This is a genomic window from Kosakonia sp. N21, from assembly GCF_050587465.1.
Classification (GTDB): Bacteria; Pseudomonadota; Gammaproteobacteria; order Enterobacterales; family Enterobacteriaceae.
Window position 1 is genome coordinate 291,301 of the sequence record NZ_JBOBHR010000001.1, and the last position, 15,749, is coordinate 307,049.

Annotated in this window: 13 protein-coding genes, 1 tRNA gene and 1 pseudogene; 12 read left to right on the forward strand and 3 right to left on the reverse strand. The window is 54.0% G+C overall.

Annotated elements, in window-relative coordinates; translation table 11 throughout:
• Window positions 1-62 precede the first annotated feature (62 nt).
• The 8 genes and pseudogenes from ACQ3G7_RS01315 to ACQ3G7_RS01350 all read left to right on the forward strand — a co-directional run bounded on the left by ACQ3G7_RS01315 (window position 63) and on the right by ACQ3G7_RS01350 (window position 7,483).
• A complete protein-coding gene (locus tag ACQ3G7_RS01315) occupies window positions 63-437 on the forward strand; it encodes a hypothetical protein (protein ID WP_430888567.1) in 375 nt (124 codons plus the stop codon).
• A 51-nt stretch (window positions 438-488) separates the two neighbouring features.
• Window positions 489-2,252: a type VI secretion system baseplate subunit TssF gene (tssF, locus tag ACQ3G7_RS01320; protein ID WP_430888568.1), complete on the forward strand. Its 1,764-nt coding sequence runs from the start codon at window positions 489-491 to the stop codon at window positions 2,250-2,252.
• Entirely contained in the window at window positions 2,207-3,310 is a 1,104-nt protein-coding gene (tssG, locus tag ACQ3G7_RS01325) for a type VI secretion system baseplate subunit TssG (protein WP_430888569.1), read from the forward strand. The genes tssF and tssG overlap by 46 nt, the downstream gene beginning before the upstream one ends.
• A complete protein-coding gene (gene tssJ / locus ACQ3G7_RS01330; protein WP_430888570.1) occupies window positions 3,291-3,827 on the forward strand; it encodes a type VI secretion system lipoprotein TssJ in 537 nt (178 codons plus the stop codon). The genes tssG and tssJ overlap by 20 nt, the downstream gene beginning before the upstream one ends.
• Window positions 3,820-4,272, forward strand: coding sequence for a type VI secretion system baseplate subunit TssE (tssE, locus tag ACQ3G7_RS01335; RefSeq protein WP_430888884.1), 453 nt, complete (start codon window positions 3,820-3,822; stop codon window positions 4,270-4,272). The genes tssJ and tssE overlap by 8 nt, the downstream gene beginning before the upstream one ends.
• Before the next feature lie 384 nt (window positions 4,273-4,656).
• Window positions 4,657-5,901: pseudogene (locus ACQ3G7_RS01340) on the forward strand (GIY-YIG nuclease family protein).
• 47 nt (window positions 5,902-5,948) lie between these two features.
• The gene (locus tag ACQ3G7_RS01345; RefSeq protein WP_430888571.1) at window positions 5,949-7,325 is read left to right on the forward strand and encodes a VasL domain-containing protein; all 1,377 of its coding nucleotides are present in this window, start codon (window positions 5,949-5,951) and stop codon (window positions 7,323-7,325) included.
• Between the two features lie 17 nt (window positions 7,326-7,342).
• On the forward strand, window positions 7,343-7,483 hold the full coding sequence (locus ACQ3G7_RS01350) for a hypothetical protein (protein ID WP_430888572.1): 141 nt from the start codon (window positions 7,343-7,345) through the stop codon (window positions 7,481-7,483).
• A gap of 233 nt (window positions 7,484-7,716) precedes the next feature.
• Here the strand turns inward: ACQ3G7_RS01350 and ACQ3G7_RS01355 are convergent.
• Window positions 7,717-7,791 (reverse strand) — tRNA-Arg (locus ACQ3G7_RS01355).
• A 75-nt stretch (window positions 7,792-7,866) separates the two neighbouring features.
• Window positions 7,867-8,802, reverse strand: coding sequence for a formate/nitrite transporter family protein (locus ACQ3G7_RS01360; protein WP_430888573.1), 936 nt, complete (start codon window positions 8,800-8,802; stop codon window positions 7,867-7,869).
• 316 nt (window positions 8,803-9,118) lie between these two features.
• On the opposite strand from ACQ3G7_RS01360, the gene mlaA reads away from it, so the two are divergent.
• Entirely contained in the window at window positions 9,119-9,877 is a 759-nt protein-coding gene (gene mlaA / locus ACQ3G7_RS01365; protein ID WP_263099982.1) for a phospholipid-binding lipoprotein MlaA, read from the forward strand.
• Window positions 9,878-9,935: 58 nt separating this feature from the next.
• Here the strand turns inward: mlaA and fadL are convergent, their stop codons facing one another.
• On the reverse strand, window positions 9,936-11,264 hold the full coding sequence (gene fadL, locus ACQ3G7_RS01370) for a long-chain fatty acid transporter FadL (RefSeq protein ID WP_496353070.1): 1,329 nt from the start codon (window positions 11,262-11,264) through the stop codon (window positions 9,936-9,938).
• A 371-nt stretch (window positions 11,265-11,635) separates the two neighbouring features.
• Here fadL and ACQ3G7_RS01375 point away from each other — a divergent pair, with 371 nt between their 5' ends.
• From ACQ3G7_RS01375 to fadJ, 3 genes are all read left to right on the forward strand, one after another.
• Window positions 11,636-11,920, forward strand: a complete 285-nt coding sequence (locus ACQ3G7_RS01375) for a YfcZ/YiiS family protein (RefSeq protein ID WP_061493867.1) — start codon at window positions 11,636-11,638, stop codon at window positions 11,918-11,920.
• 162 nt (window positions 11,921-12,082) lie between these two features.
• Window positions 12,083-13,393 (forward strand): acetyl-CoA C-acyltransferase FadI, encoded by a 1,311-nt coding sequence (fadI, locus tag ACQ3G7_RS01380; RefSeq protein ID WP_430888575.1) that lies wholly within the window; start codon window positions 12,083-12,085, stop codon window positions 13,391-13,393.
• Window positions 13,393-15,540 carry a fatty acid oxidation complex subunit alpha FadJ gene (gene fadJ / locus ACQ3G7_RS01385; RefSeq protein WP_430888576.1) on the forward strand — a complete coding sequence of 716 codons (2,148 nt, stop codon included), beginning with the start codon at window positions 13,393-13,395 and terminating at the stop codon, window positions 15,538-15,540. Before fadI ends, fadJ begins: the two co-directional genes overlap by 1 nt.
• The last annotated feature ends 209 nt before the right edge of the window (window positions 15,541-15,749 follow it).

The following is a 15,749-nucleotide window of genomic DNA, read 5'->3' on the forward strand; positions in this document are numbered from 1 at the left end:
GTGAGGCTGAATTTTCCAGGACATCACACCCATAACTATCACTCAAGAAAGGCATACGCATTATGTTTAAGTATCTTATGGCTGTTTGTTTTTTATTTGCACCACTGGCGCATTCATTTGATGGATTTTCAGTGTTTTATCTTAAAGGCGGTTTTCACCGGATTGATGAAGTCACAGACCCGATGGGTAAAACTACATATACAAATGAACTCGGACAGGTGCTCGGAGCCTCGATAAAGGAAAGGGATGGCAGTACAACTTACCGTAACAAGTACGGACATCTGGCAGGCACATCCACAGCAGAAGCCGGTAAACAAATAATATACAAGGATGAGACAGGAAATATCATTGGAAGCGCGACATTAACCGACGCAGATGGCGGTGCCATTTACCGTGACAATGATGGAAACGTTCTGGCTACGGCCTCCCATGATTAATCTGCCCAACACTGGTCAGTCTTTCCGTTTTAACTCACTACCGGGAATCACATGGAAGATTTAACCCTGCGCTATTTCGATGCAGAAATGCGCTACTTGCGTGAAGCCGCGAAAGAGTTCGCGCAAACCCATCCCGATCGTGCAGCTATGCTGGATCTGGATAAGGCTGGTACACCTGACCCGTATGTCGAACGTCTGTTTGAAGGCTTTGCCTTCTCGATGGGGCGGCTGCGTGAAAAGATTGATGACGATCTTCCGGAGCTCACCGAAGGGCTGGTCAGTATGCTCTGGCCACACTATCTGCGCACCATTCCGTCGCTCTCAGTGGTGGCACTGATTCCGGCTCTGCATGCCATAAAAATGGCGGAAGTGGTGCCCGCAGGTCTGGAAGTATGTTCCCGTCCGGTGGGGCCAAAGAACACGGTCTGCCGCTACCGAACCACGCAGGATGTGATGCTTAATCCTCTTAGTGTTTCGGGTGTCACCATGACTACCGAACCTGACGGTCGTTCGCTGCTGCGGATGCGCTTTGCCTGCAGCACCCAGGCGGACTGGTCCCATGCTGACCTTAGCCACCTGAGTCTCTATCTCGGCGCGGATGCACCCGTCAGCAGCCAGCTGCACCTGATGCTGACCAAGCGTCAGGCCGCCCTGTATATGCGCCTGCCCGGGCAGACCGACCGTATTCGGCTTGACGGGTATTTCTCGCCGGGCGGTTTTGCCGAGGAGGACGGGCTGTGGCCGAAGGGTGATACTGCCTTCAGCGGCTACCAGCTGCTGCTGGAGTATTTCACCTTCCGCGACAAGTTTATGTTCGTCCACCTCCACGGGCTGGACGGTATTACGCCACCTGCCGGGGTGGAGTACTTTGATATTGAAGTGGTCTTTAAGCAGCTGTGGCCGTCTGACCTTCCGGTCACTGATGATGCGGTTCGTCTGCACTGTGTGCCGGTGATTAACCTGTTCACGCTGGAAGCTGATCCGCTCACCATCACCGGGCTTGAAAGTGAGTACCTGCTGCGCCCCAAACGACTGCAGGACGGACACACCGAGATTTATGCCGTGGATTCGGTCACCGGCTCAAACCGGACCAACGATGCGGAGTATGTCCCGTTCAGCAGCTTTCGCCACAAGGGTGGGATGATGCGGCGTCATGCGCCACCGCGTTACTACCACACCAGAGTGAAGCGGAGTGTGACCGGGCTGTATGACACCTGGCTTATTCTGGGCGGCCATCAGTGGGAAGATGACCGGCTTATCGACCGCGAAGCCGTGTCATTGCAAATTACCGGGACCAACGGCCAACTGCCGCGCCGGGCGCTGCAGAGCACGCTGCTTGACCGCTGTGAGCAGGTGGTGGATACGCAGCTTTCGGTGCGCAATCTTTGCAAGCCCACGCTGCCGGTTTACCCGCCTGCGGAGGATCGTTTTCACTGGCGGGTGCTGAGTCATCTCGGCTCCGGTTTCCTTAACATGATGAGCACGGCCGAAGTGTTGCGCGGGACGCTGGCGCTCTACAACTGGCAGGAAGACGAACTGAACACCCGCCGCCTGGAGGCGATTCAGCATGTCGAGCACCACCGTCTTCAGCGCTTTGAGCAGGGCTACCTGCTGCGGGGGCTGGATATTGAGGTAACCCTCGACAGCAACGGGTTTACGGGCGAGGGCGATATCCACCTGTTTGGCGAAATGCTCAACCGCTTCTTCGCGCTCTATGCCGACATGAATCAGTTCAATCAGCTCACCCTCATCGTTCAGCCAGAAGGAAAATGCATCCGATGGAAAGAGAACCACAGTCCACGCCTGCCCGGCTGATAGTGCAACTGGGTGACCGGCTGCCGTACATAAACTTTTATCGCTTCTGTCAGCTGCTGGAGCAGAGCCAGCCGGATAAACCGGTTATCGGCAGCAGCTGGCAGGTGCGCCATGAGCCGGTGCGCTTCAGGCCCCATCCGGGCATGGGCTTCCCGGCCTCCGAAATCAAAGGGAGTGAGCCGCCTGAGCATCCCCATCTGCCGCCGACGGTGCGCATCACCTTTATGGGACTCTACGGCGTGGAGTCCCCGCTGCCGACGCACTATATCGATGACATCACTCAGCGACGGGAAGGATATGAAGCCACGGCAGATTTCCTCGATATCTTCAACCACCGGCTGATTGCCCAGTACTACCGCATCTGGCGCAAATATTCTTACCCGGCGAGCTTTGAAGCCGGCGGTAAGGACAATATATCTCAGTATCTGCTGGGCCTGGCAGGCCTTGGCATTGAGGGCTGCACGGACAGCATCGCTGCCCCCGCGTCACGTTTCCTCGCACTGCTGCCGGTGATGTTGCTGCCGGGGCGAACGGCAGAAGGACTGGCTTCCCTGGTGCGCCTGCTGGCACCTGACACACAGGCGAAAATCTGGCATCACGATAAACGTCGCGTGCTACTGAAAAAGCCGCTGTCCATGAGCGTGCGCCAGCCTGTAACCCTGACAAACCGTCCGGTGATGGGCAACTATGCCACTGACGTGAACAGCCAGGTGCTGATGCGCCTGACCACCACAGATCCGGCTGAAGTTCAGGGCTGGTTGCCGGGCGGCGAGCTGCACACCGACCTGATGGCGCTGCTGCATGTCTATCTTGGCTCCCGCCTCGATGTGCGGTTACAGCTGTGTGTCGACCGTAGCCTGCTGCCGGATGCGATGATGAGCAGTAAACCTCGGGCAGGCGCCGTGCAGTTGGGCCGCACTGCCGTGATGCGACCGCTGAATGCGACTAAGACCGCATCACACCCCAAAACAATCACCATTAATCTGGGCCGCTATGAGCGGGTTCAGGAAAATCTTCACCGCAGGGAGACCGATGAACATGGCGAGTACCGCTGGTAAATTCCCCCTGGTTGCGCTGGTCGCAGGTATCACACTGATGCTCGCAGGCTGTGGGCTGACCCAGAGCGTCACGGACGGCACCGTTGCCGTGACCAAATCAATTTTTTATAAGCAGATAAAGACCCTGCATCTGGATATTCGGGCCCGTGAGGCCGTAAACAGCAACGCCGGCGGCGTGGCACTGTCGACGGTGGTGCGCATTTACCAGCTCAAGGACCGCAAAACTTTCGACAGCACAGACTATCCGTCGTTGTTTAAGGCTGACAGCCAGGCCATCAAGGCAGACCTGGTGGCGGAAAAAGATATTCGCCTGCAGCCGGGTGGGGCTGTAATGGTTGATATGCCGATGGAGGATAGTACCCAATATGTGGCGGCGGTCGGGATGTTTATATCGCCGGACCAGACGAACAACACATGGCGTGTTGTGCTCAGTCGGGATGAGCTCGATCCAGATAAAGCCCGCGTCATCGAGGCAGGCAATAACCGGTTAACGCTGGTGCCGGTAAAGGATAAATGAGATGCCGCGTCCTTCTCTCTATGAAACCCTTTTCGGCAACTTCACCGGTGGCCTCGATCTTAATCAGATCAACGAGCAGAACCAGGTCATTTTGTCCGTGCTGGATAATATGCAGCGTATTCTCAACTGCCGTGCCGGCACGCTGGCGCATCTGCCGGACTATGGTTTGCCGGATATGACCAAAATCCTGCAGGGGATGCCAGGGACCGCGCATGAACTGATGGGAACCCTGTCGGCCGTCTTACTGAAATACGAGCCGCGGCTGAAAAAGATTGCGGTGGTACTGCTTGAGCCGGACATTCCGGGCGAACTGCGTTATGCCATTGATGCTGAACTTAAGGGAGGTGACCTGGTGCGCTACGGCACGGAATTTATGCCTGAAGGTCGCGTGCTGATACGTCACCTCAAACAGCAGCAGTATCTTGACGCTCAAACCCGTATGTAAGGCCAGATAACACCATGTCAGCAAAATCACAGTTTCTCAAAAAACTGCAGACCAGACAGCCCGCTCCGGCTTCGCCAGTCGGTAAGATCCCGGCCGGGACAACGTTTTGATGAAAACTCGTTTTCGGACTGATTTTAGCGCTACTGTCATAGCGGAATCGGAATAAGTAGCAGTTATTTTTGCCTGTCAGTCATTGCGTATTGACCTGGCGAAACAGTCAACAGTTGATGGGGAACAGAGCCCCAAAATAACGAGATAAATCACGGATACATCTATTTACCGATTTGCTCTGGAAACCAATATTAATCTGTTATGGCAAAGATCCCTTGCCCGTTATTCAGACTCAATAATCAGGATTGAAAGAAGAAAGGAAAGAGATAAAACATGGCACGAAGAAAAAAAGATGGCAATGCAGCAGGTATCATCCTGGTTATTCTTGGCGTAATTGCCTGGGGTGTTTATGTCTCGGTAAGAGCATTAATTAATCTTAATGAGCGGTTTATTGAATCTGTATCTAATCCGGCGGGTGTCATTGGCCTGTTCTTTGGTTTATTGATTGCCGCAGCGCTGATAATGCGGGTTTCCATTTACCGGGGATTCAGGAAGAAAACAGCTGAGCTTGAACAGGCTGTGTCGGACCTGGCACAGAAAGAGAAAGCCTTTGACGAAACCGTCAGTACTGAAGTGGCTCGTGGTCTGTATCAGGAAAAGAAACAGCTTACTGGTCAGTGGGATGAATTTCACAATGCCAGAAATAAAGCCTCCCGGGCACTGCAGCGCATAGTGGACTCCGCGTATAAATTTAAGGTGAAAACTCTGCTTTCCGGTACCACGGTAAATAACTGGCAAAGTAAATACGACCAGCTCCGCAAGGAAAGAGAAGCTTACGCAGTTATCAGCGAGAAAATTACCTTTCTGTAACTCGACGATAATGCCGACTGGGAGGGAGTAAAACAGCAGTTTCTGGATAAGGTCGCCCTGCTGGAAAAAGCGCAGGAAGAAAAAGAGTATCAGGCTGAGCTTAAGCGTCAGATGCGGGAGGAAAAACAGCGTCAGGATGAGTTGGACCAGCAGCAGCGTGAAGCGGAAGAGGAGGAGCAACGCCTTGCTGAGCAGCAGCGTTTACTGGAAGAAGCCCTGCTCGAAGCAGAAGGTGCTCACAGGGAAGAGCTGGAAAGACAGCGTCTGGAGCTTGAGCAGAAAATTCAGGACGTGCATCAGCAGTATGAGCGTGCCAAATCTATGGCCCAGCTCACGAAGCAGGGACATGTATATGTGATTTCGAATATCGGCTCTTTCGGTGAAAACGTCTTCAAAATCGGTATGACCCGACGGCTGGAGCCTATGGAGCGCGTGAAAGAACTAAGCGGGGCAGCCGTGCCGTTTGATTTTGACGTCCACGCCATGATTTCCTGTGATGACGCCCCGGCGCTTGAAAAGACACTGCATGACCATCTGGAAAGCTACCGGATTAACAAAATAAACCTGCGTAAGGAGTTTTTCAGGGTTGAACTCAGCAGAATTATCGATGAAGTGGAGCGTCATCATGGGCAGGTTGAATATATTGCCGACCCGGTGGCGCTACAGTATCTGCAGAGCCTCGAATATGCAGAAAGTGAAGCTGCATAAACGTTAATCCCCCATATTCCCGAATGCGTCAGAATGGACAACTGATCATGCATGATATTACCCAACGTAAAATAAAAACCGGCGGTGACCCGCGTACGCTACCGGATTATGCCGCGCTGCGTGATGAACTGAGTAAACTGGCACATCCGGCTCGCCCGGATGTGAACTGGCAGCATGTCGAAAAACTCTGTCTTTCACTTTTTGAGCAGAGCGGTGTGGAGCTGCAAACGGCAGCCTGGTATACGCTTGCGCGTACGCAATTGGCCGGCTTATTCGGGCTTAATGAAGGGCTGGCGATACTCGAGGCACTGATAAGCCATCAGTGGGGCGCACTCTGGCCGCAGCCAGTACATGTTCGCATGGAAATCCTCAGCAGCCTGAGTCAGCGCCTGCAGCAGCGGATGCGCTCGCTCCCGCTAAATTACAGCGACCTCAGTCAGTTGTATCGGGCAGAGCAGCTGCTTGCCGGTCTGGGAGAGGTGCTGCAGCGCCTGGAACTTAAACATCTCAGCCAGCTCGATACGTTGCGTACTCTGATGCACAACAGTGCGGTCAGGCTGGAAAACCGCGATGACACTACCATCACCGGGCCGAACATTCAGTCAGGAATCGTGTTGCCTGCCACCGTGATGAATGATGCAGCAGCCCCGGGAGGCCTTGCTGGTAGTCTGTCTGAAAATACGCCAGACAGTGCAGTGAAGTGGGTGTACGTTGCGCAATCGGAACACCACGCGAAGATAGAGGTACTGGCGGCAATGCCCACTCCGGTCAAAACGTGGAAATCCTTCAGCGCTGGGATGTGTACCATGCTGATAATAAGTGCAGTCGCAGTGTGGAGTTGGCAGTTTCTTCACCGGCCTGACCCGTTACAGACTCAGCTTGCTGCTTCACTGGCTCCGTTACCCGCAACACTCACGCCTGAACAGCTGGATATGTTGCGTCAGCAGTCTCCGTTACCACAAGCGGTCATCACGCAAACACAGCAGCAGCTTGCCGGACTGGATAAGTTGCCGCCTGACTGGAATATTGCATACAGCAAAAAACTCATCGAACAGGTTCAGGCGTTGTGGCCGGAGCAGGCTAAGCCTCTGACACAGCAGTGGCAACAACAGATTAATGTCTCATTACTTTCTTTCGATACAATAAACGGCTGGCATGAAGGTATGACGCAGCTTCAGGCTCTTGCCAATAAATTGAATGCGCTTGACGGCCAGAAAGGAAAATATATCACTGTCAGTGAACTTAAATCGCAGGTCTTTGGCATGCTGACAAGCTTCCGACAAAACGTCCCGGTGGAAGAACAGCTTCGTCAGTTAAATCAGTTGCCTGAAGGCTCACAGCAGCGCCAGCAGCAGGTCCGGCAGGCCGAGCAACGCCTCCGGGCTCAAATCTCTACGCTGGCGCAGGAAAAACAACGTGACTAATTCCAGGGAGGTCTGACATGGTGGATAAAACGCAGCGTCACCAGAATCACACCAGGCACAGTGGACGGTCGCCGAAATTACGTTTGTGGAACAACACGATGGTCAACTGTCTGCCCGTGAAATCGGAGAGCGGCCTGGCCGGTCTGCCAATGGGGTAGCCCGGATTGTTCTGCTTTCAGGTCTGTCCGGGGCGTGGCGTCACCTTGGTCGGAAGAGGCGCAGGTATTGCTCCGGACCCACTATACAGAAGGTAAATTGCCGCCAGACTGGGCAGAAGCGTCAGTGCGGTTAGGGCGGCAGTGGTCCAACTTGACCCTGGAACGTGTCAACGCTATTCAGGACGGGTCAATAGGGGGGTATTGACATTGGTAGATTTCAGGAGAAGTGCGTATGGTGTCCCCTGCAGGAATCGAACCTGCAATTAGCCCTTAGGAGGGGCTCGTTATATCCATTTAACTAAGGGGACAAGGCGGCAGGAGTATAACGTCATTTGCGCGCCACGTTAAGCGCGCAGGCCGCCAAGTGATTAAACTGTCACCGTTTATGCTTCTTTTTCCGCTGCATTGCGTTTTTGTTCTTCGGCTATGGCTTTCGCCTTTGCCTTACGAGCGTTGATCATATCGTTGCGGATCTGCGCATGACTGAGCAGGGCGAAAATAAACGTTCCACCACAAATATTCCCCGCGAGCGTCGGTAGCGCGAATGGCCAGATAAACTCGCGCCAGTGCAGTGTGCCGTTAAATACCAGATAAAAAATCTCTACCGCCCCCACCACAATGTGCGTGGTGTCCGCCAGTGCGATAAGCCAGGTCATCAGAATGATCACCACGATTTTAGCCGCGCCGGCCGCCGGAAACATCCACACCATGGTGGCGATGATCCAGCCGGAGATAATCGCGTTGGCGAACATTTCGCCCGGCGTGTTTTTCATCACATCCATACCGATTTTGACGAAAGCGCCGCGCGTCTGTTCATCAAAAATCGGCATATATTCAAAAGCCCAGGCCGCAATGGCTGTACCGACGAGATTCCCCAACAGCACCACGCCCCACAGGCGCGTCATCAAACCAAAATTCACCCAACCGGGGTTTTGCATCACCGGCAACACAGCTGTCACCGTGTTCTCAGTAAACAACTGCTGACGCGCCATAATGACGATGATAAAACCAAAGGTATAACCGAGGTTTTCCAGCAAGAAACCGCCGGGTACGCCATCAAGCTGAACGTGAAAAATACCTTTTGCCAGTAGCGATGCACCCATTGATAGCCCGGCAGCAATCGCCGACCAGAACAGTGCCATCGCATCGCGTTCCAGCTCTTTCTCGCCATCCTGACGAATATGTTCATGAATGGCCATGGCGCGCGAGGGGAGTCTGTCCTCATCCAGTTCGATTTTTTCGCCGCGCTTTTTTTCGTCGCTCTCGACAGCGATCTCCTTGCTCTGCGTGTTGATTTTCTCTTCTTTTATTGCGTCCACAACAACCTCGCTCTTTCTCTGCCTCTGCGGATGACATAAAGCGTAGCGAGTTTCTGATGCGATTCGTGGCGGTATCGTCCGAAAGTGCGGGGAAAAGCAACAATGGTGATACGTCGCCGGGGAAGTATGTATAAAATTGTTAACGCAGCGCTCCGCTGAATGCAGGCTATGCTGAAACAAAGGCTGTTCGCTGCGTAGACATCATAAGACGCGCTGATACAATGCGTGGCATGTTGCGGGCGCAAATCCGGGCATTTTGCGTTTGCGCCGTTATGGATGGCATTCACCGATGGCCATATTCTTCAGGGAGACACCTATGAAATACCGCCTGTCGGCGCTTGCGCTGGCTACCACTGTGCTGGTCGGCTGCGCCAGCTCCGGTACCCGAGAGTCGCAGGGGCGTTCAGACCCGTTCGAAGGGTTCAACCGCACCATGTACAACTTCAACTTCAATGTGCTGGATCCTTACGTTGTCAGACCTGTCGCCGTTGCCTGGCGAGATTATGTGCCGCAACCGGCGCGCAACGGTCTGAGCAACTTTACCAGCAACCTTGAAGAACCGGCGATCATGGCGAACTTCTTCTTACAAGGCGATCCCTACCAGGGGATGGTTCACTTTACCCGTTTCTTCCTGAACACCCTGCTGGGCATGGGCGGCTTTATGGATGTCGCCGGGATGTCGAACGCGAAATTGCAGCGCGTAGAACCGCACCGCTTCGGCAGTACGCTGGGTCATTATGGCATCGGTTACGGTCCGTATATGCAGTTGCCGTTCTACGGCAGCTTCACGCTGCGTGAAGATGGCGGCGATGCGGCGGATACGCTCTATCCGGTGCTTTCCTGGCTGACGTGGCCGTTGTCCGTCGGTAAATGGACGCTGGAAGGCGTTGAAACCCGCGCGCAACTGCTGGATTCCGATGGCTTACTGCGTCAGTCTTCCGACCCGTATATTATGGTGCGCGAAGCCTACTTCCAGCGTCATGATTTTATCGCCAACGGCGGTAAGTTGAAGCCACAGGAAAACCCGAACGCGAAAGCGATTGAGGGAGATTTGAAAGATATCGATTCCGAGTAAAGACGGAACAAACAAAAAAGGTGAGCCGGGGCTCACCTTTTTTATTGCGGCTTGTTTATCAGAAGGCGTAGTTAAAGTTCATGCCATACAGCCATGCGCGACCGCTAGACTCGAAGGTATACGGGCCTTCGGTGAACTTCACTTTCTGACCATGCATATAGGAAACGCCGACGTCGACAGAGGCGTCTTTGTTAAATGCATAGGTCGCACCGGTGCTCAGCCACAGGCGATCCTGGTCCGGAATGGAGATAGAGCGCTTGTCGGCCGGAACCGGGCTGTCGTCATAGGCGATACCGGCGCGGAAGGTCCAGTTATCATCCATATAATAGGTGGTGCCCAGAGCGATGCGGTACACGTCTTTAAAGCTTTCATCTTTATAGAACAGCGTTTGACCGTTGCTGCCGGTGGCTTTCAGCTCCTGGAACTGGCTCCAGCTGGTGTAGGTCAGGCTGTAGTGGATAGCCCACTGCGGATCGACTCGGTTATAACCTGACAGTTCCCACATCTCCGGCAGGTTCAGGGTCAGTGCGCCATTGACCGTGGAACCGGCAGTCGCATAAGGCAGGTTGTTAAGACCTAATGCAGGTGCCAGCGCATTCACGGTTAACGGCAGATTGCTGCGATAGTCGCCATCAAAGTCGATTTTAACTTCTGAACGATAGGTCAAACCGTAACGGTTATTTTTATCCAACTCGTACAGGATACCGGCGTTCCAGCCAAAACCCCACTCATCACCCTTCAGGCGTGCAATTTGTGTGTTTGCCGGAATAGCACGGGATAAGTTATAAACGCCGCGCGTTTGTGCATCTACCATTTGCGGCAGATCGCCCGCGTAGCGCTCAACTTTTGCTTTTGCATAGACGGCGTCAAAACCAAGACCAAAGCTCCAGTGGTTGTTCAGACGATAGGCGCCGCTGAGGTTCAGGTTCAGGGTTTCGAGGTCGGTTTTCCCGCCCATCGAACCGGCTGTGTAATCATCGTTAAATTCGGTAGCCAGACCATAGTTGGAGGTTACAGACGCGCCCCAGCCAAACTGCTCATTAATCGGCGCAACAAAGTGCAGGTTCGGCACCCAAGCGGTTGGCGCAATGTTGTTCTGGCTTGCATCATTCCCGATAGCAGAGCGGCCGGTAACGTTGACATCCGGATCGATAAATACCGCACCGCCGGAAAACATCGGGCGGTCGTACATCATAATCAATGCAGGGTTGCGGCTGGCGTTGGCCGCATCATCTGCGATAGCGCCTTCACCTGAATAGGCCCGACCAAGGCCAGAGGAAGAAAACTCATTGAGTTGAAAGCCTGCGGACCAGGCCTGGGTAGAGACGATTGCCACTGCGACTGCCAGAGCAGACTTGGTAAAACGGGTTTTCTGGCTCATGACCATAACCTCATTCGAAATCGAGTTATTTTTATTCAAACTATGTTACATGTCGTAACGGAGCGCGAAGTGTAGGGTCTGAGGTACTTCAGACAAATCAGACCAGTGGCGGAAGTATAGGTCTGACCAGAGGGAATGTTGCAAGTTTGTATATAAGTTTTTTCAATTGTGATCTTCGAAACGGGATCTGCGTGGCAAAAATGCGGTAAGTCTTAATCAGTCGATTGGATGATTTTTGTTTTAGATCATTTTTAAGTGTGATTTCGGTCACTTATGACCACGTGTGGAATTAACAACTGGAGAGGCTATTCGCCGGAGCGTAAAATAATCACATCGTTTACCTGGCACCTTGGGTGCGAATTCAGAGGAAATCAACAATGAGTAAATGCAGTGCTGATGAAACCCCGGTTTGCTGCTGTATGGATGTTGGCACCATTATGGACAACTCCGATTGCACCGCCTCTTACAGTCGTGTGTTCAGCAATCGTACCGACGCTGAAGAAACGCTGGCTGCGCTGAGCGCAAGAGCCCGCAGCGTAGAGTCCGATCCTTGCCAGATCACCTCTTCCTTTACGGAAGTGGCGGGCGGTGTCCAACTGGATATCGACTTTGTTTTCGCTTGCGAAGCGGAAACCCTGATTTTCCAGCTCGGTCTGCGTTAATTTTCCTGCCTGCGCTCCCGTTCTTCGGGAGCGTTTTGTTAAGTTTCTCTGTGCCTTAGCTCTCACTTTTTTTCTCCTCCCATTGGCTAAATGTAAAAAATTGGTTAAGACTGTTATCAGGTCAGACCACTTTGCGCATTACGCTGTTAACAGGGGAGTGTTATGAGTCAGGCATTACCGCTTGTTACCCGTCAGGGTGACCGCATTGCCATTGTCAGTGGGTTACGAACACCTTTCGCCCGTCAGGCGACCGTGTTTCACGGTGTACCGGCTATCGATTTGGGCAAAATGGTCGTGGGAGAGATGCTGGCGCGCAGCGAAATTCCCCCCGATGTGATTGAGCAACTGGTCTTTGGCCAGGTCGTTCAGATGCCGGAAGCGCCCAATATCGCCCGCGAGATCGTGCTCGGCACTGGCATGAACGTCCATACTGATGCCTACAGCGTCAGCCGCGCCTGCGCTACCAGTTTTCAGGCCGTGGCGAATGTCACCGAGAGTTTGCTGGCGGGCACTATCCGCGCCGGGATCGCCGGTGGTGCAGATTCTTCTTCCGTCCTGCCTATTGGCGTCAGCAAAACCCTGGCGCGTACGCTGGTGGATGCCAACAAAGCCCGCACGCTTGGGCAAAAACTGAAACTTTTTTCTCGTCTTCGCCTGCGCGATTTACTGCCGGTGCCACCGGCTGTGGCGGAGTATTCCACCGGGCTGCGTATGGGGGATACCGCCGAGCAGATGGCGAAAACCTACGCAATTACCCGTGAACAGCAGGATGCGCTGGCGCATCGCTCGCACCAGCTTGCCGCGCAGGCGTGGTCAGAAGGCAAACTGGCCGATGAAGTGATGACCGCATATGCGCCGCCGTTTCGCGAACCCGTCGGGCAGGACAATAACGTGCGTACTCAGTCCAGCCTCGCAGATTACGCAAAGCTGCGTCCGGCGTTTGATCGGCGGCATGGCACGGTGACGGCGGCAAACAGCACACCGTTAACTGATGGCGCAGCTGCGGTGATCCTGATGACCGAATCCCGCGCAAAAGAGTTGGGCTTAACCCCGTTGGGTTATCTGCGCAGCTATGCATTTACCGCCATTGCCGTGCAGCAGGACATGTTGCTGGGCCCGGCATGGGCGACGCCGTTGGCGCTGGAGAGAGCCGGGCTGACGATGGCGGATTTAACGTTGCTTGATATGCACGAAGCCTTTGCCGCACAAACCCTGAGCAATCTGAAGCTGATGGCCAGCGATCGGTTTGCCCGCGAAGTACTTGGGCGCTCGCAGGCGACAGGTGAAGTGGACGACAGCAAATTTAACGTGCTGGGCGGCTCTATTGCGTACGGGCATCCGTTCGCCGCCACCGGGGCGAGGATGATCACCCAAACACTGCATGAACTGCGCCGACGCGGCGGCGGTTTTGGTCTGGTGACCGCCTGCGCAGCAGGTGGGCTGGGTGCGGCCATGGTTCTGGAGGCTGAATAATGACATTCACATCCGCATTCACGCTCAGCGTGCGCCCGGACAATGTGGCGGTTGTCACCATTGATGTTCCGGACGAAAAGATGAACACGCTGAAAGCGGAGTTTGGTGCTGAAGTGCGCGCCATCTTAAAGCAGATCCGCGATAACAAATCGTTGCGGGGTGTTGTTTTTATCTCCGCCAAGCCGGATAACTTTATCGCCGGTGCGGACATCAACATGATCGCCCGCTGTAAGAGCGCAAAAGAAGCGGAAGATCTTGCCCGTCAGGGGCAGCAGGTGATGGCGGAAATCCACGCGCTGCCCATTCCGGTGATTGCCGCTATTCATGGTGCTTGTCTGGGGGGCGGCCTTGAACTGGCGCTGGCGTGCCATCGTCGTATCTGTACCGATGACGATAAAACGGTGCTGGGTCTGCCGGAAGTCCAGCTTGGTCTGTTGCCTGGCTCCGGTGGCACACAACGTTTGCCGCGGCTGGTGGGGGTGAGTACTGCGCTGGAGATGATCCTGACCGGTAAGCAGCTTCGTCCGCGCCAGGCGTTAAAGGCCGGGCTGGTGGACGATGTTGTTCCCCGCTCGATTTTGCTGGATGCCGCAGCGGAACTGGCAACGCAGGGGCGTCCTGCCAGCCGCCGCTTGCCGGTTCGCGAGCGCATTCTCGCCGGGCCGCTTGGTCGCACCCTGTTATTTCGCATGGTGGCGAAGAAAACGGCACAAAAAACGCAGGGGAACTATCCTGCCGCACCGCGTATTTTATCGGTGATTGAGAACGGGCTGACGCACGGGCGCAGTAGCGGTTATGACGCCGAAGCGCGCGCTTTTGGCCAACTGGCGATGACGCCGCAATCTCAGGCGCTACGGCATCTGTTCTTTGCCAGCACCGAGGTGAAAAAAGATCCCGGCAGTGCGGTTGAACCGGGGCCGTTAAGTACCATCGGCGTGTTAGGCGGCGGATTGATGGGCGGCGGCATCGCTTATGTGACTGCCAGCAAAGGGAGATTGCCGGTACGCATTAAGGATATCAACGCGAACGGCATTAACCACGCGCTGAAATATAGCTGGCAAGAGCTGGATAAAAAAGTCCGGCGTCGCTATCTCAAACCCGCGGAACGTGACAGCCAGATGGCGAAGATTTCTGGTTCGCTGGATTACCGCGGTTTTGCCCATCGCGATCTGGTGATTGAAGCCGTGTTTGAAGACCTGGCGCTGAAACAACAAATGGTGCGGGAAGTTGAGGATAATTGCGTCCTGCACACTATTTTTGCATCCAATACCTCTTCTATACCGATTGGCGATATTGCAGCGCAGGCGCAGCGCCCGCAGAAGGTTATCGGATTACATTTTTTCAGCCCGGTGGAAAAAATGCCGTTGGTGGAAGTGATCCCCCATGCCGGAACCGATGAACAAACCATTGCCACTACCGTTAAGCTGGCGAAGAAACAAGGGAAAACGCCGATTGTGGTGGCAGATAAAGCCGGGTTTTACGTTAACCGCATTCTTGCCCCCTATATTAGCGAAGCTATGCGCCTGCTCAGCGAAGGGGAGCGTATTGAGGCGATAGATCAGGCGCTGGTGAAGTTTGGTTTTCCGGTCGGGCCGATTCAACTGTTGGACGAGGTTGGCATTGATACCGGAACGAAAATTATCCCGGTGCTGGAAGCGGCCTATGGAGAACGATTTAGCGCCCCTGCAAGTGTTGTCAGCGCAATTTTGAACGACGATCGCAAAGGCAGAAAAAATGCCCGCGGTTTCTATCTTTACCCGGTGAAAGGGCGTAAAAGCAAAAAACAACCTGATCCGGCGATCTACCGCTTAATCGGCGCCTCTGGCAACGGCACATTGCCCGCAGAACAGATAGCAGAACGCTGCGTCATGTTGATGCTTAATGAAGCAGCGCGCTGCTTTGATGAGCAGGTGATCCGCAGTCCGCGTGATGGCGATATCGGCGCCGTGTTTGGCATCGGTTTCCCTCCATTTTTGGGCGGGCCATTCCATTATATGGACCGGCTCGGCGCACGGGATGTGGTGGTGGCGTTACAGCGGCTGGAGATGCAATACGGGCCACGTTTTCGTCCCTGTGAAAGATTGTTACGGATGACGGAGCAGGGCGAGACTTTTTGTCCGGCAAAAGAAACTGATTCTGTAAAGTAAGGTCTAAATATTTAAATCTGTTATTGCTCATGGCGTTTGCGGTTATTTTGTAAACAATGATTGACTACACTTACGCCATTGAGGTAAAAAACAGCGTTTCATTCAGAGAATGAATCAGGCACAATGCCCGGCCATTGATATTTCCCGTCGTTGCGAAAGGGTTTCGCAGTGGAACTATTAATGATTCTGGTTAACAAAAGCGGTGCAAT

Bases quoted from the DNA above. Each gene is read 5' to 3' on its own strand.
- ACQ3G7_RS01315 (WP_430888567.1), top strand. From the start codon at position 63: ATGTTTAAGTATCTTATGGCTGTTTGTTTTTTATTTGCACCACTGGCG.
- tssF (WP_430888568.1), top strand. From the start codon at position 489: ATGGAAGATTTAACCCTGCGCTATTTCGATGCAGAAATGCGCTACTTG.
- tssG (WP_430888569.1), top strand. From the start codon at position 2,207: ATGCATCCGATGGAAAGAGAACCACAGTCCACGCCTGCCCGGCTGATA.
- tssJ (WP_430888570.1), top strand. From the start codon at position 3,291: ATGGCGAGTACCGCTGGTAAATTCCCCCTGGTTGCGCTGGTCGCAGGT.
- ACQ3G7_RS01345 (WP_430888571.1), top strand. From the start codon at position 5,949: ATGCATGATATTACCCAACGTAAAATAAAAACCGGCGGTGACCCGCGT.
- ACQ3G7_RS01350 (WP_430888572.1), top strand. From the start codon at position 7,343: ATGGTGGATAAAACGCAGCGTCACCAGAATCACACCAGGCACAGTGGA.
- mlaA (WP_263099982.1), top strand. From the start codon at position 9,119: ATGAAATACCGCCTGTCGGCGCTTGCGCTGGCTACCACTGTGCTGGTC.
- fadL (WP_496353070.1), bottom strand. From the start codon at position 11,264: ATGGTCATGAGCCAGAAAACCCGTTTTACCAAGTCTGCTCTGGCAGTC.
- ACQ3G7_RS01375 (WP_061493867.1), top strand. From the start codon at position 11,636: ATGAGTAAATGCAGTGCTGATGAAACCCCGGTTTGCTGCTGTATGGAT.
- fadI (WP_430888575.1), top strand. From the start codon at position 12,083: ATGAGTCAGGCATTACCGCTTGTTACCCGTCAGGGTGACCGCATTGCC.
- fadJ (WP_430888576.1), top strand. From the start codon at position 13,393: ATGACATTCACATCCGCATTCACGCTCAGCGTGCGCCCGGACAATGTG.